The following is a 26444-nucleotide window of genomic DNA, read 5'->3' as shown; positions in this document are numbered from 1 at the left end:
TATTACAACTATGACAACTAAAAACCACTGTAATTTCAAAAATTCTAATTTTCAAATATTCATTTCCATAATAAAAAAATCTAATTCAACCAGATAACAAATAAATTTTTAAATTTAAGTTTTCTTTTCAAAAATATATTCAATAAAAACGGGTATCTGTACAGATTACCCGTTTTTATTAATAAATATCTTTATCTAATATCGTTTAGAAAAGAGAATCTAATTGGCCATTATTACCTGACTGCGGAACAACTGGAATTTCAGCACCATCATCATCTCCATCATTATTACTATTTCCCTGCTTTGGCGTAATCGGCCCGTCAGCTCGATTATCCAGTGGTAGATCAGGATTAGTTGTCTGATATTCCTTCAGATAAAATTCACCGGATTTCTGAACAATTCCGGCAGGTACTGGTGTATTTACAACCGGTTTATCTTTTAACGCATAGCGCATGTAATCAAGCCATACTGGCACTGCAATCGTACCACCAAAAGCAGAACGTCCCATACTGCGTGGACGGTCATAACCAATAAATACCGCACTAACTATATTCGGATTGAAACCTACAAACCAAGCATCCTTATTATCATTAGTCGTACCTGTTTTACCCGCAATATCACTGCGTCCCAATGCATGAGCACTATAAGCAGTCCCATGATTAACCACGTCCATCATCATGTGATACAAAATAAATGCATTACGCGGATCTATAGCCATGGGAGCATTCTGTTTAGCCACCAACGGCTGCATCTGCGCGCGCAAATTACCACGACTGTCATAAATTCGGTCAATCACATAATTGGAAACCTTGTATCCCCCATTAGCGAAAATTGCATAGCCTTCAGCCATTTGCATTGGCGTTACCTGCCCACTACCCAATGCCATCGACAAACTGTTGGGAATCTGGTCTGGCCTAAAACCGAAATGCTGCACATACTGTCTGGCATAATCCACTCCCATTGCCATCAAAATACGAATAGACACCATATTTTTAGAGGCAGTTAATGCTTGTCGCAGTGTTATAAATCCAGCATAGCGTCCATCCGAATTTTTTGGTGCCCATGCACGTCCACCATTACCCATACCTGGCAAAACAATCGGCGCATCATTAACCATCGTAGCCGGCGTAAAACCTTTAGCAATAGCAGCAGAATAAATAAACGGTTTAAATGATGACCCAGGTTGCCTTTTTGCCTGAGTGGCACGATTAAAACTGCGGCGGTAAAAGTCATAACCACCCACAAGTGCTTTAATTGCCCCTGTCTGAGCATCTAAAGCAACAATTGCACCTTGAAGTTCTGGCTGCTGCACAACACGATAACTATTACCTTCTCTATGCACATGCACTACCGAACCAACACGTACAGATGCTTCACCCAATTTAGCATTGTTAATAGCACGCTTTATCCAGTTATAACTATTACCACCAATGCGCATCTCTCCCACACCAGCGATATAAACTACTATTGAATTGGAATTCAGAGCCGTCACCACAGCCGGTAGCATCCCATCCACCGCTGAGCGATTGGCCAAATACTGCTCTATCTGTTCATCGCGAATATCATCTGGAATTTTGCTTAAATCAAAAAAGCCTTCAGCACCCCGATAAGCAGAACCTCTATCAAAATTGTTCAATACCTTACGCAGCGCCTGAGTAGCTACTGCCTGATCCTGAGAATTTACTGTGGTATAAACCTTGAATCCTTGGGTATACGCCGCGTCACCATATTTTTCATACATCTGCTGACGTACCATTTCAGCGACATAAAGAGCATTCTGATCTATAGCCTGCTGATAATGCACATACTTTAATGGTTCAGCATAAGCGGCATCAGCCTGAGCCTGAGTAATTTTGCCCAGTTCAACCATATTATTCAGAATATATCGCTGACGCATTTTAGCCCGTTGTGGATTTACAACAGGATTAAAAGTAGAAGGAGCCTTAGGCAAACCGGCCAGAATCGTCGCCTCTGCCAAATCTAATTGTTGTACAGGCTTATTAAAATAAACCAAAGAAGCAGCTGCAAAACCATACGCTCGCTGCCCCAGATAAATCTGATTAAAGTAAAGTTCCAGTATCTGATCTTTAGTCAGTTTTTGTTCAATTTTATAGGCCAGCAAAGCCTCATTGAACTTGCGCGTATAGGTACGCTCATTAGTAAGATAAAAATTGCGAGCCACCTGCTGAGTAATAGTACTGGCTCCAGATTGCACACCACCAGTTAGATTAGAAATAAGCGCACGGCTAATGCCAATAAAGTCAACACCACCATGTTCATAAAACCGCTTATCCTCAGCTGCAACAACAGCATCTTTCAGTACTTGTGGAAAATCATTGATACGAGTAAAAGCACGTCGTTCTTCACCAAACTGCCCCATAAGCTTGCCATCAGCAGAATAAATGGTAAGTGGCATTTTCGGCTGATAATGAGTTACAGCTTCTAGAGAAGGCAATTTAGGATAAGTTACCATAATTGCAATCGCCACCAGACCAGCAGCAAATAGCGCCAGTCCTACAAACAAACCAACGGTAGATAGCAATAATTTTCTAATCATAATCAACTAATTTTCATTTAAAGGCTGCGAAACATATTCAAAATAAAGTAAACTTTGTTCTTCATTTCGTTAGCAACATACAAATTTGAGTTTTAAGCACTTCATCACCCGTTTGATAAACAGACAGAAAGCCCTTTCATGAAACTGAATAATTTCAAAATAAATTCAAAGAATAAGAAGGTGGCCACAACTTCATCGAGACAGTGTCTTGGTATCAGTCTTACTGATAAAAGCATTAACATGGTGCTCCTGAATGCACGCAGTTTAAATCAATTTCGTCTCGAAAAATACGTTGTTGTGCCTTTGCCAAAAAATATTATTGGTAACGGCAACATCGAAAATCATGATGAACTTGTTGTTCATCTACAACAGGCTAAACAAATGCTCCAAAGCAATTGTCGCAACATTACCGTAGCCATTTCACAAAAGCAAACCTCCATCCAGTTTCTAGATAGAGATGAAGATACAGAGTATACCGAAGAAGAACAAATCATGGCTGAATTGAGTCAATATGACTCAATGGATGATGTAAGTTACGACTATCAGAATGTCAGTATCAATGAGAATGGAAAAGAAAGTTTGCTACTGGTCAACAGCAAACGGGATGACGTCAATATTTTGATGGATGCTTTTACCGATGCAGGTATCACACCCACACAAATGGATGTCGATATACTGGCAATAATGAATAGCGCCATCACATGGATAAATATCAGACAGCCTGAATTAACAGAAAAATGTATCGCAGTTTTCAATATTGATTACGGTGAAACACAAGCAATTATCATGCGTCATGGCAAATTACTTTATAAACAAGAAATTAATCTTGGCTATGATCATCTGATGCAATCCTTGCGGCGAAACTACCAGCTGACTGATGAAGAAGCGTGGGAAATGCTCTATAGTCAAACCAAGCCAGAAGATTACAATCAGACTGTAGCGCAGCCATTCCAGCAACAATTTATTCAGGAAATACAGAGAGTTTTACAATTTTATTTTACTTCGGCTAGTCAAGAAAATGAAATTGAAGAAATCCTTGTTTTTGGTTACAGCAATAATCAGGCAGCCAATAGCCTTGCTGACAGCATCAGCCAGCAAACCAGTATTCCTGCGCAACAGATTAACCCTATACTGTTAGCACAGCCCGGTGATGCAATTCAACAGGCAAAATTGCAACAGGACAGTAGTTTATTAACCGTAGCCTTTGGCCTGGCCGTAAGAGGATTATAAGATGTTACCTTTATTAAAAATTAATCTGCTGCCCTATCGAGAAGCCTTACAAACCAAACAAAAGAAACAATTTCAGACTCTACTGGCCGTTGCTGCTTTAATCGGTGTAGGTCTGGCAGTATTAGGCTACTTAGCTATAGACAGTCGGGTAAGCAGTCAAGAAGCCCGTAATCAAGTATTAAAAGATGGAATAGACAAACTGGATGGAGAAATTAAACAGATCGCTCAATTACAAGATGAGCGCAAAAATTTCACAGCCAGACAAGAAAAAGTAGAAGAGTTATCAAATAAACGTTTTGAAGCAGCTCGTATACTGGATACGTTGAATACATTAGCACCTTTAGGATTGTATATAACCAGTATAGAAGCTCAAGATGCCAATACATATGTCATTAATGGTAAAGCTTTTAGTGATGCTAAAACTGCAGCTTTCATGAATGCTTTACCAGGACAACTATTTACAACACCTGAATTATTAAATATCAAACGAGTTAATAATACTCAGGAATTTAGTATTCGTATACGTTTAAATAATCTTATTGGCCAGCAAGAAGATATGAGAGAAACCAATCAGGCTATTAACCCAAACTCTTCATCAACTGAACTAAATCAGGATACAGAAGCACCTCATCAAGAAAATGAGTCTAGTGCATCTGAACCAACAAATTGAAGGAGTACTGACAATGGCCAAAAATATAGATCTTAAATCAATAAATCTAAATTTCCTCTCCCAACAAGCTAAACCTGTACAGCTAGGCATAGCCGGTGGTATCATTGTATTGGTACTTCTTATTGCCTATTTCTTTATTTACAGCGGATTAAATGAACGGCTTAGTGGATTGAAGGAAGAAGAAGAATCTCTAAAGCAAACCTATTCTGAAAAAAGTAAACAGGCAGCTAATCTTGATGTATTGAAAGCAGAACTTAATAATATTAATGGTTCATTTCATTTATTATTAAAACAGCTCCCAACACAAGCAGAAATCCCTAATCTTATTCAAGAACTACATGAATGTGCTACTAAAAATGGTTTAAATATGGATAGTATCACTCCAGCACAAGTTCTTAATTCAAACTCAGATGATCAGCCACAAAATAAATCAGATCAACAAGTTATTCAAACCTTACCTTACAACATCACATTGACGGGTAATTATAATCAGATAAGTCAGTTTCTTCGTGATGTAGGCAAGCTATCGCGAATAGTCACATTAAACTCAATCGTACTAAAACGAAATGAGAAAGATAATACGCTTACCTTAAACGCAGTTGCCAATACATATAAAGCTTTAACAGATGCAGAAATTAAAGCTCAAAATAAAAATAAAAACGACCAAAAATAGGCTGCCTATAGCTGTAACTAGGGTAATTTAATATATAAGCAACGGAAAAAATATGAATAAATATCTAATCTGCCTGTGTATTTTTACACTGAGTGCCTGTTCGGCAGCAAATGAAGATTTACATGAATGGATGCGGAATACCAGCCAACAGGCAAAAATCAAACCCATGAAACAGAAGCAAACTACAATAAATATTCAGCCTTCTTACACCCCTCCACCACAGCCTCAAATGAATATATTTGAACCTGCGCGTCTCAAAGCAGGTTTACAAGGTGCTAATGCACCTGATCTAAACCGACCTAAACAAATCTTGGAAAATTATTCATTAGATGAATTGCATTATGTTGGTTTAATTAAAGGAACGGGAAAAGCACCATCTGCATTTATTTCAGTAAATGGACATGTATACACTGTTAATCTGGGTAATTATCTGGGTCAAAGCTATGGACGAATTACTGCAATAACACCTGATGAAATTGTTATATCAGAATTAGTTGAAGACTCATATGGCAATTGGACTAGCAGAAAGGCTAGTTTACCCTTGCAGGCTGCTGACGCAGCATCTTCAGAGACATCCGGTCAGAACTGAAAAAAGTAACCCATTTAAAATTAAGAAGGTACCAATATGAAAATTAAAACCATATCTATTTTGTCCACTCTGGGTCTGGGTTTACTGAGTCAGAGTCTTTTTGCCGGCAACATAACAGCCATCAATGTCGGTGCGTTACCAAACCAGCAACGTCTGATTAAAATTCAGTTTGATAAAGACCCCGCGTTACCTAAAGGTTTTACAACCGAAAATCCTGCACGAATTGCACTGGACTTTGCTGGGACAGGAATAACCTTACCACAGAATTTACTCAAATTTGATGATACAGTTTTACAGCAAATTGAAGCTGGTCAAACTACAGACAAATCTCGTGTAATGCTATCATTAGCCAAAACTGGCCAGTACAATGCTGTAATTAAAGGCAATGAAGTCTGGGTATATGTACAGGAATCTATTCCGTCCAAAAATAAAGTAAAAAATAAATCAGAAAAAATTACTACTTCTCCGGCAACAGTCAACACACCATATACAGCAACAAATAACATTACTGAACAAGTTGTCAGCCGTCAGCCTGCCAGTTCAAATAGTAACGCATTTGATCAATCAGCTTCTGTACCGATAAATATAGATTTTCAAAAAGGGAAAAATGGTAATGGTGTAATTTCCATTAGTGGTTTGAGTGACAAAGGAGAGCCAACAATTAGACGCAATGCATCTAATTTGGTTTTAACCTATAAAAATGTACCTTTGTTAACAGAACAACAACGTAATCTTGATGTAACCGATTTCAGCACTCCTGTACGCACTATTCGCCTGCGCAGGATTGGCAATGATACCGAAGTGAATATTCAGATGCAGGGTGACTGGGATTATTCCCAAATTAAAAGTGGGACTAATCTGGTTCTTCAGGTTACCCGCAAATTTGATTTAGACTCTAAAGGCTTACAATCAAATAATAAATCCTTCAAAGGAAAACGGGTTTCACTTGATTTTCAAGACATTGATGTTCGCACAATCCTACAGATTCTGGCTAAAGAATCAGGAATGAATATAATAGCGAGCGACAGTGTTCAGGGTAAAATGACAATATCATTAAAAGATGTTCCTTGGGATCAAGCTTTAAATTTGGTTATGGAAACTCGAAATCTTGATATGCGTCGCGAAGGAAATGTTATCAATGTTGCTCCACGTGACGAACTGATGAACAGGGATACAGCATCATTAGAACAACAAAAAAAATTAGATGACTTAGGTCCCCTGATTTCTCAGACTTTCCAACTTAAGTACCGTAATGTTGAAGATTTTAAAAAGATTTTGCATTTATCCGATGATGGTAACAGTTCATCAGATAAAAGTATTTTGAGTCCACGCGGCAGCGCATTATTGGATCCCGCAACAAATACTTTAATCATTACCGATATTAGTAGTGTAATTAAGAAATTTGAAAAACTGGTTGCTCAAATTGATGTTTCATCTCAACAAGTATTAATCGAAGCGCGAATCGTTGAAACTACAGACAGTTTTGCCCGTGAATTGGGAACTAAATTTGGCTACTATAGAGGAACTTATCGAAATGGTATAGGTGGTAGTGTATCCCTTAAAGATGAAGATCGTGGTACAACACGTGACCCTAATTTTGAACTAGGTTTTCCTAATGTCAACCTTGGCGTATCCAATCCAACATCAGTAGTATCATGGGTGCATAAATTTGCATCTGGGGCTCTCGCTTTAGAGCTTTCAGCCTCACAAGCTCAAGGCAAAACCAAAATTATCTCTTCTCCACGAGTATTAACACAAGATAGAAAAGAAGCAAAAATTGAATCTGGTTATGAAGTACCTTATCAGGAATCAACTTCCAGCGGTGCAACTTCTACCAGTTTCAAAGATGCCGTTCTTGGTTTAAAAGTTACCCCACAGGTTACACCTGATGGTAATATTATTATGACATTGAACGTACAGAATGACAGACCCATAGCATGCTCAAATGTTGCACCTGATGTTCTCCGTTCTGGCGACATTTGTATGCAAAAGCGTAATGTAGTGACTCAGACAATGATTGAGAATGGTGGTACATTAATTATTGGTGGTATTTACAATGAAAATAATGAAAACAGTATAGATAAAGTACCTTTACTTGGCGACATCCCAGGCATTGGCAATCTTTTCAAACACAGAAAAAATACCCAACAACGTAATGAATTACTTGTATTTATTACACCTCGTGTAGTCGATTCAAGCAGTGCCCCACTAAAATATTAAGTAAGCATTTTCAATTTAGTCAGCCTGTTGTAAACAGGCTGACTTTTTTTAATTTATAGAGTCAGAAATTTTCAAACACACTTAAAAATAAAATTATTTGATATAATTATTAATGACTTAAAATGATATTTATAGTGACTCTATAACTATAGCTAAAAAAATTTTCACACCCAAAGTTTCTGTTTCAATCAAAGCAAGTCAAGATAATGGTTATTCTGCCAATTAATGCGTAAATTCTTATACTAAGTTACAATTACGAACATGGATAACATCGCAGGCAATCTGATTTTAATCGGTTTAATGGGGGCAGGTAAAACTACTCTTGGAAAACAACTTGCCAATAAACTGAAACGCATTTTTTATGATAGTGACCAGGTAATTTGTGAACGTACCGGAGTATCAATACCTACTATTTTTGAGCTCGAAGGAGAAGCAGGTTTTCGCACTCGAGAAACAGCTGTTATTAGTGAGCTGACACAACAAAAAGATGTTGTTATAGCAACAGGTGGTGGTGCTATATTGCAAATTGAAAACCGGCTCAATTTGCAGCAGAATGGGCATGTGATTTATCTTCATGCGCAACCTGAAGTTCTATTAAACAGGATACGGCACGATAAAAATCGCCCTCTTTTGCAAGTCTCAGACCCTTTAGCAAAATTGCAGGAATTATATAGCTTGCGTGATCCCATCTATCGAGCTACGGCACATACTGTTTTAGATGTGAATAGCCCCTACAGCTTTCACTCACTAAATCGATTAATTCGTTTACTACGTCAACATTCTAAACAAATACCTCAACTTTAAATCATCATGTACACACTTAACGTTGCTACCACATCACATCAGTATCCTATATTTATTGGAAGCAACCTGCTTGAATCCGCAAATCATCTTTTGGCACCCTATTTTACAAACAAAATTGCACTTATCAGCAATGAAACCGTAGCGCCTTTATACCTGCAGCAATGGGAAAAAATACTAAATCATTCAGGACGCGAATATTTCAATATTATTTTGCCTGATGGAGAAAAATATAAGAACTGGCAAACACTTAATCTGATTTACGATGGTCTAATGCAAAATCGCGCCGAACGCAAAACCACCATTATGGCTTTAGGTGGCGGAGTAATTGGGGATATGGCAGGGTTTGCTGCTGCAACTTATCAGCGTGGTGCTCCATTTATACAGATTCCTACAACACTACTTAGCCAGGTGGATTCCTCCGTAGGTGGAAAAACAGGAATTAACCACCCTTTGGGTAAAAATATGATTGGTGCATTTTATCAACCTCAGGCTGTGTTTATTGATTTAAATAGCTTACATACTTTGCCACCACGTGAATTTTCAGCAGGTATGGCAGAAGTCATAAAATACGCAGTGCTGGGGGATATAGAATTTCTGGAATGGTTAGAAATCAACATCGAAGCATTGATTAATCAAGAACCTGAAGTATTGGCACATGCGGTTCATCGTTGCTGTCAGATGAAAGCAGATATTGTTGCGGCCGATGAAAAAGAAAGTGGTGTCAGGGCCCTTTTGAATCTAGGCCATACATTCGGCCACGCCATTGAAGCTGAAATGGGGTATGGTAACTGGCTTCATGGTGAGGCTGTTGCTGCAGGTACTGTACTTGCTTGCCGTTTATCTGAACAACTTGGTTATTTGCATCAGGATGATACTCAGCGTCTAATCAAATTATTATCACAAGTTAACCTGCCTGTTACGCCGCCTAAAATGTCTTTAGAAGCTTGGCTGATGCATATGAGCCATGATAAAAAGGTTATCGATGGTAACATGCGTTTTGTGGTGTTGAAACAATTGGGTGAAGCAACAATCACTGACAATGTAACAACTCAAAACCTAGCAGCAACATTGAACCAATATATAAGTTGAAGCATGTTAGAATTGACGTTAGAAAATTTATCAACTTTAAGTTAACACAGAACAGCATGACCCAATATTCTGATTCAAAATCGGACATTAATAAAGATCACCCGCGTAGCATACGTAGTTTTGTTTTACGTCAAGGCCATATGACACAAGCCCAGCAACGTGCTATAGATAACCAATGGCCAAATTTTGGCATTGATTTCGTCAACAATAAAATTGATTTAAATGCCATATTCAATCGAACAGCACCCAAGATACTTGAAATTGGTTTTGGTATGGGCGTTGCAACAGCAGCAATTGCACAAAACCTTCCTGATTGCGACTTTCTAGCTATTGATGTTCATGGGCCTGGGGTAGGAAATCTATTAAAGCTGATTCAAGAACAGAATATACAAAATATTAGAGTGATGCGACATGATGCAGTTGAAGTGGTTGATCACATGCTTGAAGATAACTGCCTGCAAGGTATTCATATCTTTTTTCCTGATCCTTGGCACAAAAAACGACATCATAAACGGCGCCTGATTCAAGCATCTTTTATTGCACGACTACTTCCAAAACTTCAATCAAATGGCTACGTTCATCTTGCAACTGACTGGCAAGAATATGCAGAACAAATGCTTGAAGTTTTAAACGGGTTTCCTGAGTTGCACAACACTGCTGAAACTTATGCAGCTGTCCCTGACTACCGTCCCGAAACCAAATTTGAGGCACGAGGCAAAAAATTAGGTCATGGTGTATGGGATTTAGTTTTTGTAAAAAAATAACAGACCAAATTAATAAAAAGTAAAGACATTTAGAGTACAATTACCTTAGATTGCATTACAGCAATCATTTTCTGTCAAATAATATTGCTGTTTTCTAAGGAACTGAAATGTTTCAGAATGTCAAATACTATCCAGGTGACCCTATTCTGAGTCTGATGGATGAATATAAACAGGATGCACGCAGCTCAAAAGTAAATCTTGGTGTAGGTGTGTATTATGATGATAACGGCCATGTACCTGTGCTCGAATGTATTAAAACAGTAGAGTCACAATTAGTAGAAGAAAATCAGCCACACGACTATTTACCTATGGATGGTCTGCCTGCTTATCGGCAGGCATGCCAGAAATTGTTATTAGGTAAAAACCATGAAGCCATTACATCTGGTCGTGTTGCTACCATAGCTAGTCTGGGCGGTTCAGGTGCGCTGCGTGTAGGAGCAGAATTTATTCACCAATGGTTTCCACAGGCAAAAGCTTATGTAAGCAATCCTACATGGGGAAATCATATCAGCATATTTGAGGGTGCTGGAATCGAGGTTCATAAATATCCTTATTATGACCCTAAAACTATCGGAATTAAATTTACAGAATTAAAACAATTTCTGACACAACTCGATGTAGGCAGTATTATTTTACTACATCCGTGCTGTCACAATCCCACTGGCGTTGATCCCAGTCATGAGCAGTGGGATCAGCTTTTAGATATTATTAAAAATAAACAGCTAATACCATTTATGGATATAGCCTATCAAGGTTTTGGGGACGATTTAGAAACCGATACTTATGCTATCCGCAAAGCAGTAGAAATTGGGTTATGTGTTTATATCAGTAACTCTTTTTCCAAAAACATGTCGCTCTATGGTGAACGTGTAGGGGGTCTGAGTATTGTATGTCCAACTTCCGAAGAAGCTCGATTAGTTCAGAGTCAGCTCAAATTCACCGTACGGCGTCTATATTCTAGTCCACCTGCCTACGGTGGTCACGTCGTAAGCCGAGTACTTAGCAACACTAAATCTTATGAACACTGGCAGCAAGAAGTATATATCATGCGCGATCGCATTCGGAAAATGCGTTCTCGATTGTATGAAGTATTGCAGACGAAAATTCCTGATCGTGATTTCAGCTATTTTATTAAACAACGTGGCATGTTCAGTTTTACAGGCTTAGATCCACAGCAAGTAGCCCGTTTAAAAAGTGAATATGGTGTATATATGGTTGAAAATGGAAGGATGTGCATGGCTGGTTTAAACAGTAGCAATATAGAATATGTTGCCAATGCCATGGCTGAGGTCTTGAAATAAGAAATATGACTAATTAAAAATAAAACTGGTTGGCCAAGATTTAGCTAACCAGTTTTTTATCATTTATTCTATTAATTATTATTACTCAATAATTAGAGCTCAATTAGCATTTTCCCTACCCAGTCTACGCATACGGAATGCCAAAGCGATATTAACTACACCAAACAAAGCAGCATAAATGCCTATTACCCAAGTCAGCGCTATTCCGCCCTGAATAGGATTTACCAGCAAAATAATACCAACTAACATGGATAATACACCCGCTGTGATCATCCATCCTTCGCCACCAACAGATTTATGCAGACGAATAGCTGCTACAATTTGCAGAATACCACTTACTAACGCCCAAATCGCAATAAAAGTAATCAGTACCAGCCAAGTAATTCCTGGCACAAAAAATGTTAGGAAACCGGCAAGTACACTTATAAAGCCCCAAATTAGCATCAGCCACCAATCCTGATGTGTTTTTCGTCCATTGATGGAAAGAACAATACCCATTACACCATCAACCAACGCATAAAAGCCAAAAAACATCACCATAACCAGTATCGAAATAAATGGATAAAACCAAGTTAATAAACCAAAAATTAAAGCTGCAAATCCACGAACTAATACTATCCACCAATTTTCAGACAACAAATCAGTTAATGGTCTACGAAAAGAAAGAGTATTCACATTATTTCCTTTAGATAAATGTAAACTGCAAATAATAAATATTACACATGCCATTTCAGCAAACTATTGGTATCGCTTCTTCTTATACATCAGCCAGCCATCAGGATGGTGGTGTCTAGGATCATGATGTGTCCAGTGTATCATCCCCCCCCTTTCATTACTGATATATTCACCAGTAAAAGCTACTTTGTCACCACGCTGTAAATTTTCTAACCGCGGAGCGATATCTATATTATGTACCACTAAAACCGTACTACTACCTGTGCTTAAAATAAACCTCTGATGACGGCTACCTTTATTATCATCTGGTAAGGTTTTGATAACATAGCCATCACCGTAAACCTGCACTTTGTCTAAATTCTCATTCTGAGCCTGATGTAAAGATATAGCTTCTCGTATCTGAGATACAGACAAAGGTTCTTTAGAAAAATTACTGCGAATTGATTTAAATGAATCAATTATTTGTTCATGTGCCTGACTTTTTTGCTGGTCATCAACAGAGCTATGCTGCCACCACCAGAAACCCAGTGCTACGATAACCAGAAAAATAATATTTTTCATAATAGGGAATTAATCTATCTACAGAATCAGCACTGAAACCATCATACAAAATGTAATCAAAGATAGCAAAATATTAATAGTTTAATCTTAAAAAAAAGGCTACCGGATAACACCAGCAGCCTGAGATACTAATTTGAATAAAATAGTAAACTATTTTTTATGAGCTAATGCAGCTTTGATAAAAGCAGTAAATAATGGATGTCCATTTTTAGGCGTTGAAGTAAATTCCGGATGGAACTGACAAGCAAAAAACCATGGATGTTCAGGTAGTTCAATGGCCTCTACAAGTTGTTCATGTCCAGTAGATACACCTCCAATTACTAAGCCAGCCTGCTGTAACTGTGGCAGATAATAATTATTCACTTCATAACGATGACGATGGCGCTCACGGATAAACTCATTGCCATATATGGTTTTGGCAAGTGATCCATCAGCCAATTTAACTTCCTGAGCACCCAAACGCATGGTACCGCCAAGGTTAGTATTGATATCACGTTTTTCAATCTGTCCATCGCGGTCTTGCCATTCACTAATTAAAGCAACAACTGGATGCGGTGTTTTTAAATCAAATTCGGTAGAATTAGCACCAACCAGATTGGCAACGTCACGTGCGTATTCAATCAGTGCAATCTGCATACCCAGACAAATACCCAAGTAGGGAATTTTGTGTTCACGTGCATAGCGTACAGCTGCAATTTTACCTTCAACACCACGAGTACCAAAACCGCCCGGAACCAAAATAGCATCCATATTTTGCAAACATGCAGTGCCATCTGTTTCCAGTATTTCACTATCAATATAATGAATGTCTACCTCTGTTTCGGTTTGAATACCTGCATGTTTTAATGCTTCAGATAAAGATTTGTACGACTCAGTCAAATCCACATATTTACCAACCATGGCGATTTTGACTTTATGTTTCGGATGTTGTACCAAATAAACAATTTTATTCCATGCAGTCAGATCAGCCTGCTGAACGTTTAATTGCAATTGTTCACAGATAATATTGTCAATACCCTGATCATGCAGCATTCTTGGTACTTCATAAATACTATCAGCATCATAGCAGCTTATAACAGCACGCTCTTCTACATTGCAGAATAATGCAATTTTACGTTTTTCTTCTTCAGGCATCGGCCGGTCCATACGACAAATAAGCACATCCGGCTGGATACCAATTTCACGTAATTCTTTGACTGAATGCTGGGTTGGCTTGGTTTTGATTTCACCAGCAGCAGCAATATAAGGAACATAAGATAGATGAACAAATAAAGTATTTGGTCTGCCCTGCTGGCTACGCATTTGCCGAATGGCTTCCAAAAACGGCAAAGATTCAATATCACCTACAGTTCCACCGATTTCGACAATTGCTACATCATAGCCGGTAGCACCTTCATGTATTTTACGTTTAATTTCATCTGTAATATGCGGTATTACCTGAACAGTACCGCCAAGATAATCACCACGCCGCTCTTTATGAATTACGCTTTCATAAACCTGGCCAGAAGTGAAGTTATTACGCTTCTGCATGGTAGCATCAATAAAGCGTTCATAATGACCCAGATCTAGATCAGTTTCAGCACCGTCATCAGTGACAAATACTTCACCGTGCTGAAAAGGGCTCATTGTACCCGGATCCACATTAATATAAGGATCCAGTTTAAGCATGGTCACTTTCAGACCACGAGATTCCAAAATAGCAGCAGTAGACGCAGCGGCAATGCCTTTACCCAGTGAAGAGACCACACCGCCAGTTACAAAAATAAACTTGGTCATGACAATCAGCAGGAAATTGAATTTAGCATTTTAGCTGAAAATAACACCAAAAGAAAGACATTCCCTTTTTCAAACTCTGCAAGTATATGCAATAATCTGCTTGCTCGGATTGGCGTAATAATCACGGCTGTGGCATAATTAGTCACCGTAATCCTTAAATTTATATTATGTTGCAATCTGGACATATTTTCATTGTTTCTGCTGCTTCAGGTACTGGCAAAACCACACTTGTTTCGCGCCTGAGTGCGCGTCAGCCGAATATTCGCATATCTATTTCCCATACAACCAGAATGCCGCGTGAGGGTGAACAAAATGGTGTACATTATCATTTTGTCAGCCGTAGTGAATTTGAGGATATGATTGCCAGCAATGCTTTTATTGAGCATGCCAATGTTTATGGCAATTATTATGGCACCAGTTTACAGGCTGTAGAATCATTAACCCAGCAAGGTTACAACGTTATTTTAGAAATTGATGTTCAGGGTGCGGAACAGATTCGCCGTTTACTGCCTAATGCTACCAGTATTTTCATACTACCTCCTTCGATGACAGAACTCACTGAACGTCTTAAAAATAGAGGCACTGATAGCGAAGACGTGATAGCCTATCGTTTAGCAAAATCCCGTGAAGAAATTGAACAAAGTCTTTTGTTTGATTATGTTATTGTTAATCAAGATCTTAATCAGGCAGAGCAGGATTTATTAGCAATTATCCGTTCGGTTGGGTTATGCGCGAAGGCGCAGCAACAAACCATTACCCGGATTTTATCTGGAAAATAAATATTTCAAGTTTAATGTTAAACAATTATTTCTATTGGAATTTATATTATGGCACGCATTACTGTAGAAGACTGTATCGGACGCATCCCTAATCACTTTGACCTGACCATGATTGCTGCCCTGCGAGCACGCCAGCTGGCTAATGGCGCAACATCACTGGTAGAAGAAGATCATGACAAACCCACAGTCATTGCTTTGCGCGAGATAGCCAGTGGACAAATTGGTGCAGAGTTACTCAACCAACAAAAATAATAAGGCAAACAGCCATGTACCCTCCCAGTCACACCTACAAACCTCCTGTTAAACAATGGCGTAACACTCTCTTTGCACAAACAGAGTATTTAAATAAACAGGAACGCTGGGAATTACTGGAACAAGCGTGTGCCTATATCTACACTCTGGCCGAAAAAGATGGCAAAACTGCTCTACTTAAACGCAGTTTTGCCATTACTACATCTTTGGCACAAAATCAGCAACGAGTACAAGCACTGGCAGCGGTGCTGATCAAAATAGCCTTTGAAGATTTATGTTCTTCAGACAGTGATTTACCCAGCGCAGCTATAGGCACGGTGGGAATGAAAATATTTGATGCAATTAATACTTCATCATGCACCGGCACAAACAACCAGCTACAATGCTGTCAACAACAGATAGAAACGAGCTATCAGGACATTATTACTGAAGCAGAAAATAAACTCCTACACACTGCCTCTTACCTCAGCAAAGAAGATTTACAAATGCTGTCCCGAGCTTGCAAATTCGGTGCCCATGCACATCATGGACAATTCCGTAACAGCGGCTTACCTTATATCACCCATCCTCTAGCCGTGGCGACTCAATTAGCAGAATGGCATGTAGACATTCAGGCTTTATGTGCCGGTGTATTACATGATGTACTAGAGGACACTGGTACTACCAAAGAAGAAATTATTGCCGAATTCGGTGAAACCATTGCCAACATGGTTGACGGGCTATCCAAACTGGAAAAACTTGAATATAACAACCAGCAGGAAGCACAGGCAGAAAGCTTCCGTAAATTAATTATGGCAATGACGCAAGATGTTCGTGTCATAATTGTCAAACTTTCAGACAGGCTGCACAACATGCGCACACTGTCTGCTAAAAAACCGGCCAGTCGCAGACGTATCGCACAAGAAACCATGGAAATCTATGCGCAACTGGCCAATCGTATCGGTTTGAATCATGTATACCGTGAATTGCAAGACTTAGCATTTAGACATCTGTACCCCCACCGCTATGAAGTACTTGCCAAAGCCATTCAGTCTTCACGACGAAACAGGCGCGATATAGTAGGTAAAGTACTACGAGCCTTCAGTCAACGTCTTGTGAGCGCCAATATTGAGGCACAGGTAAGAGGTAGAGAAAAAAACCTATACAGCATTTATGAAAAAATGCGTCGTAAAAATCTCCATTTTGCCGATGTAATGGATATTTATGCATTCAGGGTTATTGTAAATAACATACCTTCATGCTATACCGCTCTGGGTGTTCTGCATAATCTGTACAAACCTAAACCTGGACGAATTAAAGATTACATTGCTATTCCCAAAAACAATGGTTACCAGAGCCTGCATACCATCTTAATTGGACCTTACGGGCTACCTATTGAAGTTCAGATACGAACACACGAAATGGATACTATAGCCGAACGTGGTATTGCTAGCTACTGGATGCATAAAGATGGAGAGCAGAATAGTTTTGATCAGGCACAAATGCGTACCAATCAATGGTTGCAAAGTATTCTCGACATTCAAGCACATAGTGCCAATGCCATTGAATTTCTGGAACATGTAAAAACAGATTTATTTCCGAATGAGGTTTATGTCTTCACCCCTAAAGGTAAAATTATTACCCTTCCAGAAGGTGCCACACCTGTAGATTTTGCCTATGCTGTTCATACCGATATCGGCAATCGAACAGTCTCTGCACGCATTAATCACAATTTAATGCCCTTACGTACCCGTCTGCATACAGGTGATACCGTAGAAATAATTACCTCCAGCAATGGCCACCCTACTCCGGCATGGCTCGGCTTTACCGTTTCAAGCCATGCCCGTAGTGCCATTCGCAGCCAAATAAAAAAAATGGATCGTTCCGATGCCATACGCTTAGGCGAAAAATTATTACAAAAAGCCTTATCCAGCCTACTGCCAGAAAACGTTTTACTGTCAGACTCTTTAAAAGACAAATATCTGACCGATTTACGCCAAAAAAATACTTCTTTTGAAAATGTTCTCTGCGAAGTAGGTATGGGGTTACTACAGCCAGTATCTGTAGCCATGCATATAGCTGAACTGGCTGGCGAGCATTTTAATGACACCATTAAACTGGCACCAATTAATTTGACTGGCAATGAGTCAACTCATATTCATTTAGGCAAATGCTGCCACCCTATTCCTGGTGACACCATTAAAGCTTTGCTAATCAAAGATCAGGGCATTATTATTCATCGTGATACTTGTAATACGATTTTGAAAACAGACCCTGAACTTCAGCTGGATGCAAACTGGGATTTACTACAAGCAAATAACTATCAGACAACTTTATGCCTCAATGCTATTGATAGTCATGGATTACTGGCCACCATTGCTCAGGCTATTTCTTCAAATGGCGGTGATATTACATCTGTAGAAACCACCTCAAAAAAACTCGAAGGTGTGGAAGGATTTATTGAATTTCGTTTTGTGTTACAGGTAAAAGATTTAAATCAGCTCAATCATATTATCCGCGATTTACATTCTGTTCCTCAGATTCGTCGTGTAAACAGAATATAACGCTCATCATCTTTAATGATGTTACAAACGTACCCCTCCAGCTGGCTTGACGAATCATATTTAATCAGCCATAATCTTCTCCTTATTTATTTAAAATAACCCTATATCCGTTTTACTTTAAATTCTAACAGATATAGCCTCAATTACACCTTGGGAGGTGATGTTGTAAACGGTAATGCGGAACCGTAAACACCGCCTTTGCCTTTAGTGGCCTTTATTTAGTATTTATCTATCTGATATACAATCAGTAATATAATTATTTATTCAGGAAAAAAACATGCCTTCTATTCGTGTAAAAGAAAATGAACCTTTTGAAGTTGCTATGCGTCGTTTCAAACGCTCTGTTGAAAAAACAGGCTTGATGACCGAACTGCGCGCACGCGAAGCTTATGAAAAACCAACAACGGAGCGTAAACGTAAAAAAGCAGCAGCCGTTAAACGCTTACAGAAACGCCTACGCAGCCAGCAATTGCCACCTAAAAATTATTAATTGGAATTTCCGGCTTTGCATTAACAACCGGGAAATTACAATTAACCAGAATACCGCAGGCATTGCTTGCGGTATTTGCTTTTTACAGGTAAAACCTGAAGTAAAACGTATTTTTACAGCAAATCTCTATAATAACCAATTCACTTACTGCGAGCCCCATTATGAGCCTGAAACAAAAATTACAGGAAGACATGAAATCAGCAATGCGCAATCACGATGCAGCATCCCTGTCTACCATTCGTATGGCATTAGCTGCTATCAAACAGATTGAAGTAGATGAAAGAATTGAGGTAGACGATAGCCGCTTCGTTGCAGTTATCAGCAAAATGGTTAAACAGCGGAAAGAATCGGTACGCATGTTTAACGAGGGTGGTAGAAACGATCTTGCCGAAAAGGAGCAAGCAGAAATTAACTTACTCCAAAATTACTTGCCCGAAATGCTAGACGATACCGCTATTGAAACTGCCATTAAAGATGCTATTGCCAATGTGGGTGCTTCACAACCGAGTGATATGGGAAAAGTAATGGGCATATTGAAAAAAACACTGGCAGGCAAAGCCGATATGAGTGAAGTTAGCAAGAAAATCAAACAGCTCTTGGCCTAATCAATTCAACATCCAAAAAAAAGAGACAGGATAATCAGATCTAGAAATTATGTGCAGCAATTGACGGGCATGGTTGGCATGATTCCAAACGAATTTATTGACGAGCTTTTAAATAAAATAGACATCGTTGATGTCATTGAAGAATTTGTACCACTTAAAAAAAGTGGTGCCAACTACATGGCCTGCTGCCCCTTTCACAAAGAAAAATCCCCCTCGTTTTCAGTTAGTCCTGCCAAACAGTTTTATCATTGCTTTGGTTGTGGTGTACATGGATCCGCCATTGGCTTCGTCATGGAATATCAAGGATTGAGCTTTCAGGAAGCCGTACAATTTCTGGCAGACCGCATCGGCATGACTGTCCCAAAACAGTCTGGAAATCCCAATCCACATGTACAGAAAGTTCATAAACAGATTCAGCAGACACTAGAGCAAACTACAGCTGCGGCTGCCACCTACTATCAACAACAGCTAAAAACCTCACTGCGTGCACAGCAATATCTACAGCAGCGCGGCCTCAGTGAAGAAATCATCATCCATTATGGCCTTGGCTATGCACCGGACGACTGGCAGGCTCTAGCCAAAGTTTTTCAGCCCTATCCCAGCAATGCATTGGTAAACAGTGGCATGGTTATCGAAAAAGACAGCCGCCATTATGACCGCTTCCGCGATCGCATTATGTTCCCCATACGTAGTACCCGTGGACAAATTATCGGTTTTGGTGCTCGCGTTATTGATGCAAGCGAACCTAAATATCTCAACTCACCTGAAACGCCCCTATTTGATAAAGGGCGGAATCTGTACGGACTATATGAAGCACGCGCTGCAATCAAAGATGCACAGCGAGTACTGGTCGTAGAAGGCTATATGGATGTCGTTGCCTTGGCACAGTATGGTCTAGGATATGCTGTAGCTGCACTTGGCACATCTACCACGGCAGAACACATACATTTGCTGATGCGGCAAAGCGATCATATCTATTTCTGCTTTGACGGTGACACTGCCGGCAAAAAAGCTGCATGGCGAGCATTGGAAAATGCTTTGCCACAATTAAAAGATGACAAAATTTTACACTTTCTTTTTTTACCAGCTGAACATGACCCCGACAGCTATGTACGTAGTTATGGATTAAGCACATTTGAAGATGCACTACTGAACCAAAGCTTGCCACTGTCTGCATACTTCTGGCAAACACTAACTGCACAGATTGACCTTAACACTCAGGAAGGTAAAGCAGAATTGATTAAAACTGCCAGCCCTTTGCTAGCTCAAATCAAGGCACCAGCATTGTCTTTCCTACTGCGCCAAGAACTCAGCCAGAAAGTGGGTATAGATGAACATAATCTAGCTCAGCTATTGGGACAAGAACAACCTAGATCTGCACCTGTCAGACAGAAAAGTTACCGTCTTCCACAGAACACTTTCCGACAACCGCCTGTCATGTCACTGGCACAAAAACAGATACGGGCACTATTGATAAATCCGCAATGGGCCGCATTTATAGAACTACCAGAATATCTGGACCTGCACGGCGATTATGCATGCCTCGCTGCGCTGGCTGAACGCATACAAGCCTCCGTAACACCGTTAAACAGCGGAGCTGTGTTGGAACTGATGCGTAATACAGAATTTGAACCCGTCATTCGGCAGATTATCCACGATTATCTGGATTCACCGGATATCTTGCAGCCAGGAAATGAAGATGACTGCACCACGTTCAAACAGGGCATGCAAAAATTACTGGATAGTCTTAAGACCCAGCAGATTGATGCGTTGAAGCGCAAACTCCAGCATGGACGTCTCAGTGCCGACGAAAAACAGTTACTCCTGCTGCTCTTAAGCCCGCCCAAAATGCCGTCAGCTTAGCCTGACGTCTATTTTAACCCCTTGCAGCGCCATAGCTGCTGCAATATATTGAGTAAAATATGGCAAATCCAACACCCAAAAAAACCACTATTGATAGTAGTAAGGAACAAGACGATACCCGTCCGTTAACCGCTGAGGAACAACGTGCACGACTGCGTCAGCTGATTATTCAAGGCAAGGAACGTGGTTACATTACATATGCTGAAATAAATGATGCTTTGCCGGATGAAATGTCGGATGCCGACCAGATTGATAACATTGTTTCGATGATATCTGGTCTTGGGATTCAGGTTACCGAAGAAGCACCTGATGCCGAAAGTCTGCTAATGGGCGATAACACCGCCAACATGACTGACGACGATGCGGTAGCCGAAGCTGAAGCAGCTCTGTCTAATGCAGATAACGAATTTGGACGAACCACCGACCCCGTACGTATGTACATGCGCGAAATGGGTCAGGTAGACCTATTAACGCGTGAAGATGAAATCATCATCGCCAAAAAAATTGAGAATGCCCTGCGCAACATGATTCAGGCCATCTCTGCCTGCCCAGGTTCTGTAGCTGAAATACTGGCTTTGATTGATGCTGTACGCAAAGAAGAAATCAAAGTTGATGAAGTTGTAGAGGCTATTGTCGACCCACATGAAGAACTTCTCGATGAACTGGGTATCGGTATCGACAGCAAAAATGAGGATACTGAGGTAGAGGACGACAATGAAGACAGTGTTGACGTAGACGATGATTCTGAAGAAAACGAAGAAGAAAACGCTGCGCTAGCAGCATCTGCTAATCTGGAAGAGCTGCGCCAAAAAACGCTAGAACACTTCGATGGAATTCAGAGCCGCTATGAAGCCATGGTTGCCGCACTTCAGGAAAAAGGCAGCAAAGACGCTACCTACCTCAAACTACAAGAGGAAATTGCAGAGCAATTATTACAGGTACGCTTTGCTACCCGCCAGATTGAAAGCCTATGTGAAAACCTGCGCATGCGCGTCAATCAAGTACGTCAGCTGGAACGAGATATTCGCGATATAGCTCTGAATCGTGTGCATATGGAGCGTGATTACTTTATCAAAAGCTTTGCCAATCGCACTACCGATTTGGGCTGGGTAGATGAAGAACTTTCTCTAAACCGCGTCTGGACAGAAGCACTACGTCGTTTCCAGTATGCCATTATTGAAAAGCAAACTGAACTGGCTAATCTGGAAGAGGCCGCTCAGATTTCACTGGATGAGCTGAAACAGATTAACAAAAACATGGTCAAAAGTGAGCAGGAAACCGCTGCTGCCAAGCAAGAAATGATTCAGGCCAACTTGCGTCTGGTAATTTCTATTGCTAAAAAATACACCAATCGTGGTCTGCAATTTCTGGATTTAATTCAGGAAGGCAATATCGGCCTGATGAAAGCCGTGGATAAATTTGAATATCGTCGAGGCTATAAATTCTCCACCTATGCCACCTGGTGGATACGACAGGCTATTACCCGCTCAATTGCAGATCAGGCTCGTACTATTCGCATACCGGTACATATGATTGAAACCATCAACAAAATGAATCGGATATCCCGTCAGTATTTGCAGGAAAACGGAGAAGAGGCCGACTCAGCCAAACTGGCTGAACTGATGGAAATGCCTGAAGATAAAATCCGAAAAATCATGAAAATTGCCAAAGAACCGATTTCTATGGAAACACCAATTGGCGATGATGATGATTCACATCTGGGCGATTTCATTGAAGATGCGAATAACGTTGCACCGGCAGACGCAGCCATGTATTCCAGTCTGCGGGAAGTCACCAAAGATGTACTCGAAAGCCTAACACCGCGCGAAGCCAAAGTTTTGCGGATGCGCTTTGGTATCGACATGAATACAGATCATACACTCGAAGAAGTGGGCAAACAGTTTGATGTTACCCGCGAACGTATTCGTCAAATTGAAGCCAAAGCATTACGCAAACTGCGTCACCCTACCCGCTCTGACCGGCTAAAGAGCTTTCTCGACAGTGACGAAAACAAACAGTAAATTTTTTACTTTTAAAACCAAAATCATCCGCACTCTGCGGATGATTTTTTATGTAAAACCTTGCAATCGTCTGACGTATTAGCTAAAATACGCCTTTCTCGGGTCTGTAGCTCAGGGGTTAGAGCAGGGGACTCATAATCCCTTGGTCGTGGGTTCGAAACCCACTGGACCCACCAAAAAAACCTCATATGATTTTGTATCAGCTAGGTATCTAATTTAACAGTGCTGATTTCTCAATTATCTGCTATCTATTTATCAGAGATTTAGTTTATCTATTCTACTATTACTATTTAATCTCAATAAAAAATTAGCACAAAGCTTGAATTTTCATCTCATGAGATTTTTTTTACCCAAAAAATCTAAGATATAAATTCAACAACATCAAAATTTTTCATTTTTTGGTTTAAACCTAAAATAGGTTTATTCCGATCCTACTTTTAAACAAATACAACTTTTCACAACCTATGTAATTCAACAATAATTAAAATTGAATATTTAATATAGATATTTAACTTTATATTTTTCTGAAATATCCTTTCCTCTCTTTAGCATTTACTGCTTTTTAAAAACAAAATTAAGCGATAAAAAGAATGTTTTTGATTAAATTCAGCCATCTTTAAACCATAATATTTTGATTATTAAAACTGAACATAATGACTAATATAGTTTGATATCCAAATTTAGTTAACGCAAAACATTCTCTGCTACAAATTAGTTGCAAAATTCATACACTTATTTATATATTATTTATTTTTCTTTTTATAGCCTGAATTTCCCGCCAATAGAAGCTCTGGCAACAACCACATTCAAAAAACATAAAATAATATTCCCTATAAATAACAAAACTTTCTATTAACACTTATAAATAGGTTCATAACATTTAGGGTGTATTAAAATAACAAAGTAAAGTTAACCACACTTTTTTTATTTTGAATGTTTTATTCAACATCATAGGTATGTCAAATGATTATATATATGAATATATTAGAATTTTTAATGATTCACACAAAAAATGCTAACAAACTAACTGACACAAACAATTAGTATTAAGTTAACTTTATTTGGATACGATATAACATATCTTCTATAATGAATTAATACTATTTAGTATTAATTCATTATCCAATTACATATATAAGCTTAATTAATTAAATTTTAATCAAGAGTTAAGATTTATTTTATAGAATCTGCAAAACCAAGGAAAACTGATGAATATCATCTACAAATCCAAATGGAGTGAATCTACCAATACATGGGTAGCCTGCTCGGAACTGACACGTGGCAAAACAAAAAATAATTGTACTAAAATCATTTTGGCTGTTGCATTATCCATAGCCAGTTTCGGTGCTTATGCGGCTTGTGACACTGTACCAACTACCGGAGCCGATCCAAATTTAATAGCTTCGGGTTCTGAAAGTGAATGTAATTTAGATGCGAGTAGTTATAATACAATTTCTGCTACTGATGGCGCAAAACTAGTAGGAGAGACAATTAATGCTACAGGTACAATTTCTCGTGCTACCGGATCTAAAAAAACAATTGAATTAAACAATTCATCATCATTAACCGCAAAAAATGTAACAACTGTAAACAAAGCATCAAGTTCATCAGACTCTAACGCTCTTTCACTGGATAAATCTGTAGCTAACATTGAGCAAAATTTGCAAGCAAACTCTTCAGGCACAAGTACAACCGTTATTAAAAATTCTAACGGTTCTACATTAAATGTAGGGGGAAATATAACTGTAACTGATACAGCCAGAACTGTTATTGATGGAATTGAAAATAATAACAGTACAATTATTGCTCAAGGTGACATAACTGTTAATGCACAAAGAAGCACCGGTGGCACAACAGCTATTAATAATGTTAATGGTACAATTTCTGCAAATAATATCATTATTAATCAAAAAGATAGAAATAATGCGATTATACAAACATCTGTTGATAACAACGCCAAAACACCATCAATAAATGTGAATAATAATATTGAAATAAATGCTGGTGAAATATTAGATGAAAATGAGGCTATCCGCGTTGAATCTGGCCAAATAAATGTTGGTGGTGAAACAATTATTTCTATGATAAAAAATAGAGATCAAGTTCAAGAACAAAAACAAGATCGTCCTGGCCAAGATTTTTCTGCAATTTTTGTATCCAATGGAAAATATAATGCTTCGAAAGGAGCTGATATTACTATTAAAGATGAACTAGATAATTTATACACTGAAATTAAAGGTGTTATATTAGGTGATAAAGGAGATTTTATAAATAATGGTAGCTTAAAAGTAAATGAAGGTCAGAATACAGTTATTGCTACTGACTCAAGACTTTCAGAAACAGAAACAGCAAATTTTGAGAATAATGAGAATGGTTATACAACTAGTAATACAGATACAGTACTACACGACTCAAAAGGAATATTAAATATAACTAATAAAGGAGTATTAGAATCTAGTTCACCATCTTCAGAAAATAGTAATGCGGGATCTGTTATAAGAAATAAATCTAGTGGCACACTAAACGTTAATAATTCCGGAGATTTAAACGGTAATATAAATAATGATAGTACCGGTGCTATTATTATTACTAATACAAATAATACTAAAAATGGATCTATTAACAATAATAATAGCGGTAATATTGAAATTAATAATAGTGAATCTGGTAATATTTTTCATAATATTAACAATGCACAAAATGGTACAGTTACTCTCAACAACAATGGCAAATCATCATCTAATAAAATCAACAATACCGGAAATGGTTTGATTAATATTAATAACAATGGTACGGGTGAGATTGATAGTGCGATTAGCAACTCTGCCGCCGGTGCTATTAAGATTGTTAATGATAATGTTCTGGGCGGCACCATTACGAATTCTGGTGATGCGAGCACTACTGCTGCTAATAATATTGATATTACCAATAACAACAATCTTACTGGTACGGTTATTAATAATGGCAAAGGTAGTATCCATG

Annotated in this window: 21 protein-coding genes and 1 tRNA gene; 18 read left to right on the top strand and 4 right to left on the bottom strand. The window is 38.9% G+C overall.

Annotation, left to right across the window (positions count from 1 at the left end; all coding sequences use genetic code 11):
- Window positions 1-205: 205 nt before the first annotated feature.
- On the bottom strand, window positions 206-2557 hold the full coding sequence (locus tag J3U75_RS06115) for a penicillin-binding protein 1A (RefSeq protein WP_267391057.1): 2352 nt from the start codon (window positions 2555-2557) through the stop codon (window positions 206-208).
- Between the two features lie 180 nt (window positions 2558-2737).
- On the opposite strand from J3U75_RS06115, the gene pilM reads away from it, so the two are divergent.
- The 9 genes from pilM to J3U75_RS06070 all read left to right on the top strand — a co-directional run bounded on the left by pilM (window position 2738) and on the right by J3U75_RS06070 (window position 11897).
- Window positions 2738-3787: a type IV pilus biogenesis protein PilM gene (pilM, locus tag J3U75_RS06110; RefSeq protein ID WP_267391056.1), complete on the top strand. Its 1050-nt coding sequence runs from the start codon at window positions 2738-2740 to the stop codon at window positions 3785-3787.
- Between the two features lies 1 nt (window position 3788).
- Window positions 3789-4457 (top strand): PilN domain-containing protein, encoded by a 669-nt coding sequence (locus J3U75_RS06105; protein WP_267391055.1) that lies wholly within the window; start codon window positions 3789-3791, stop codon window positions 4455-4457.
- A gap of 13 nt (window positions 4458-4470) precedes the next feature.
- On the top strand, window positions 4471-5130 hold the full coding sequence (locus J3U75_RS06100) for a type 4a pilus biogenesis protein PilO (protein WP_267391054.1): 660 nt from the start codon (window positions 4471-4473) through the stop codon (window positions 5128-5130).
- Window positions 5131-5182: 52 nt separating this feature from the next.
- Complete coding sequence (locus J3U75_RS06095; protein ID WP_267391053.1) at window positions 5183-5719, top strand: pilus assembly protein PilP; 537 nt, start codon at window positions 5183-5185, stop codon at window positions 5717-5719.
- Between the two features lie 36 nt (window positions 5720-5755).
- Entirely contained in the window at window positions 5756-7939 is a 2184-nt protein-coding gene (pilQ, locus tag J3U75_RS06090; RefSeq protein ID WP_267391052.1) for a type IV pilus secretin PilQ, read from the top strand.
- 261 nt (window positions 7940-8200) lie between these two features.
- A complete protein-coding gene (locus J3U75_RS06085) occupies window positions 8201-8743 on the top strand; it encodes a shikimate kinase (RefSeq protein WP_416384693.1) in 543 nt (180 codons plus the stop codon).
- A gap of 6 nt (window positions 8744-8749) precedes the next feature.
- The gene (gene aroB / locus J3U75_RS06080; protein ID WP_267391051.1) at window positions 8750-9832 is read left to right on the top strand and encodes a 3-dehydroquinate synthase; all 1083 of its coding nucleotides are present in this window, start codon (window positions 8750-8752) and stop codon (window positions 9830-9832) included.
- 56 nt (window positions 9833-9888) lie between these two features.
- Complete coding sequence (trmB, locus tag J3U75_RS06075) at window positions 9889-10596, top strand: tRNA (guanosine(46)-N7)-methyltransferase TrmB (RefSeq protein ID WP_267391050.1); 708 nt, start codon at window positions 9889-9891, stop codon at window positions 10594-10596.
- A gap of 107 nt (window positions 10597-10703) precedes the next feature.
- Window positions 10704-11897, top strand: coding sequence for an aromatic amino acid transaminase (locus J3U75_RS06070; protein WP_267391049.1), 1194 nt, complete (start codon window positions 10704-10706; stop codon window positions 11895-11897).
- 99 nt (window positions 11898-11996) lie between these two features.
- Here J3U75_RS06070 and J3U75_RS06065 read toward each other — a convergent pair whose 3' ends face one another.
- The 3 genes from J3U75_RS06065 to J3U75_RS06055 form a co-directional block, all read right to left on the bottom strand.
- On the bottom strand, window positions 11997-12572 hold the full coding sequence (locus J3U75_RS06065; protein WP_267391048.1) for an HdeD family acid-resistance protein: 576 nt from the start codon (window positions 12570-12572) through the stop codon (window positions 11997-11999).
- A 63-nt stretch (window positions 12573-12635) separates the two neighbouring features.
- Window positions 12636-13133, bottom strand: a complete 498-nt coding sequence (locus J3U75_RS06060; RefSeq protein ID WP_267391047.1) for a DUF3465 domain-containing protein — start codon at window positions 13131-13133, stop codon at window positions 12636-12638.
- 150 nt (window positions 13134-13283) lie between these two features.
- Window positions 13284-14909, bottom strand: a complete 1626-nt coding sequence (locus J3U75_RS06055; protein WP_267391046.1) for a CTP synthase — start codon at window positions 14907-14909, stop codon at window positions 13284-13286.
- A gap of 167 nt (window positions 14910-15076) precedes the next feature.
- On the opposite strand from J3U75_RS06055, the gene gmk reads away from it, so the two are divergent.
- The 9 genes from gmk to J3U75_RS06010 form a co-directional block, all read left to right on the top strand.
- Window positions 15077-15688 carry a guanylate kinase gene (gene gmk, locus J3U75_RS06050; RefSeq protein WP_267391045.1) on the top strand — a complete coding sequence of 204 codons (612 nt, stop codon included), beginning with the start codon at window positions 15077-15079 and terminating at the stop codon, window positions 15686-15688.
- A gap of 48 nt (window positions 15689-15736) precedes the next feature.
- On the top strand, window positions 15737-15940 hold the full coding sequence (gene rpoZ / locus J3U75_RS06045) for a DNA-directed RNA polymerase subunit omega (protein WP_100141356.1): 204 nt from the start codon (window positions 15737-15739) through the stop codon (window positions 15938-15940).
- A gap of 14 nt (window positions 15941-15954) precedes the next feature.
- Window positions 15955-18483 carry a RelA/SpoT family protein gene (locus J3U75_RS06040; protein ID WP_267391043.1) on the top strand — a complete coding sequence of 843 codons (2529 nt, stop codon included), beginning with the start codon at window positions 15955-15957 and terminating at the stop codon, window positions 18481-18483.
- A gap of 277 nt (window positions 18484-18760) precedes the next feature.
- A complete protein-coding gene (rpsU, locus tag J3U75_RS06035; protein ID WP_100141358.1) occupies window positions 18761-18973 on the top strand; it encodes a 30S ribosomal protein S21 in 213 nt (70 codons plus the stop codon).
- 161 nt (window positions 18974-19134) lie between these two features.
- The gene (locus J3U75_RS06030) at window positions 19135-19578 is read left to right on the top strand and encodes a GatB/YqeY domain-containing protein (RefSeq protein WP_267391042.1); all 444 of its coding nucleotides are present in this window, start codon (window positions 19135-19137) and stop codon (window positions 19576-19578) included.
- A gap of 78 nt (window positions 19579-19656) precedes the next feature.
- Window positions 19657-21441, top strand: coding sequence for a DNA primase (dnaG, locus tag J3U75_RS06025; protein WP_267391185.1), 1785 nt, complete (start codon window positions 19657-19659; stop codon window positions 21439-21441).
- 59 nt (window positions 21442-21500) lie between these two features.
- Window positions 21501-23462 carry an RNA polymerase sigma factor RpoD gene (gene rpoD, locus J3U75_RS06020; RefSeq protein WP_100157162.1) on the top strand — a complete coding sequence of 654 codons (1962 nt, stop codon included), beginning with the start codon at window positions 21501-21503 and terminating at the stop codon, window positions 23460-23462.
- A gap of 100 nt (window positions 23463-23562) precedes the next feature.
- Window positions 23563-23638 (top strand) — tRNA-Ile (locus J3U75_RS06015).
- Window positions 23639-24670: 1032 nt separating this feature from the next.
- Window positions 24671-26444: ESPR domain-containing protein (locus J3U75_RS06010; protein ID WP_267391039.1), on the top strand; the 1774-nt coding region annotated here is incomplete at its 3' end.

This window comes from Snodgrassella sp. B3088 (assembly GCF_026535815.1).
Lineage (GTDB): Bacteria > Pseudomonadota > Gammaproteobacteria > Burkholderiales > Neisseriaceae > Snodgrassella > Snodgrassella alvi_E.
Note: the sequence above shows the minus strand (reverse complement) of the source record. Positions and strands in the feature narration are given on the sequence as shown.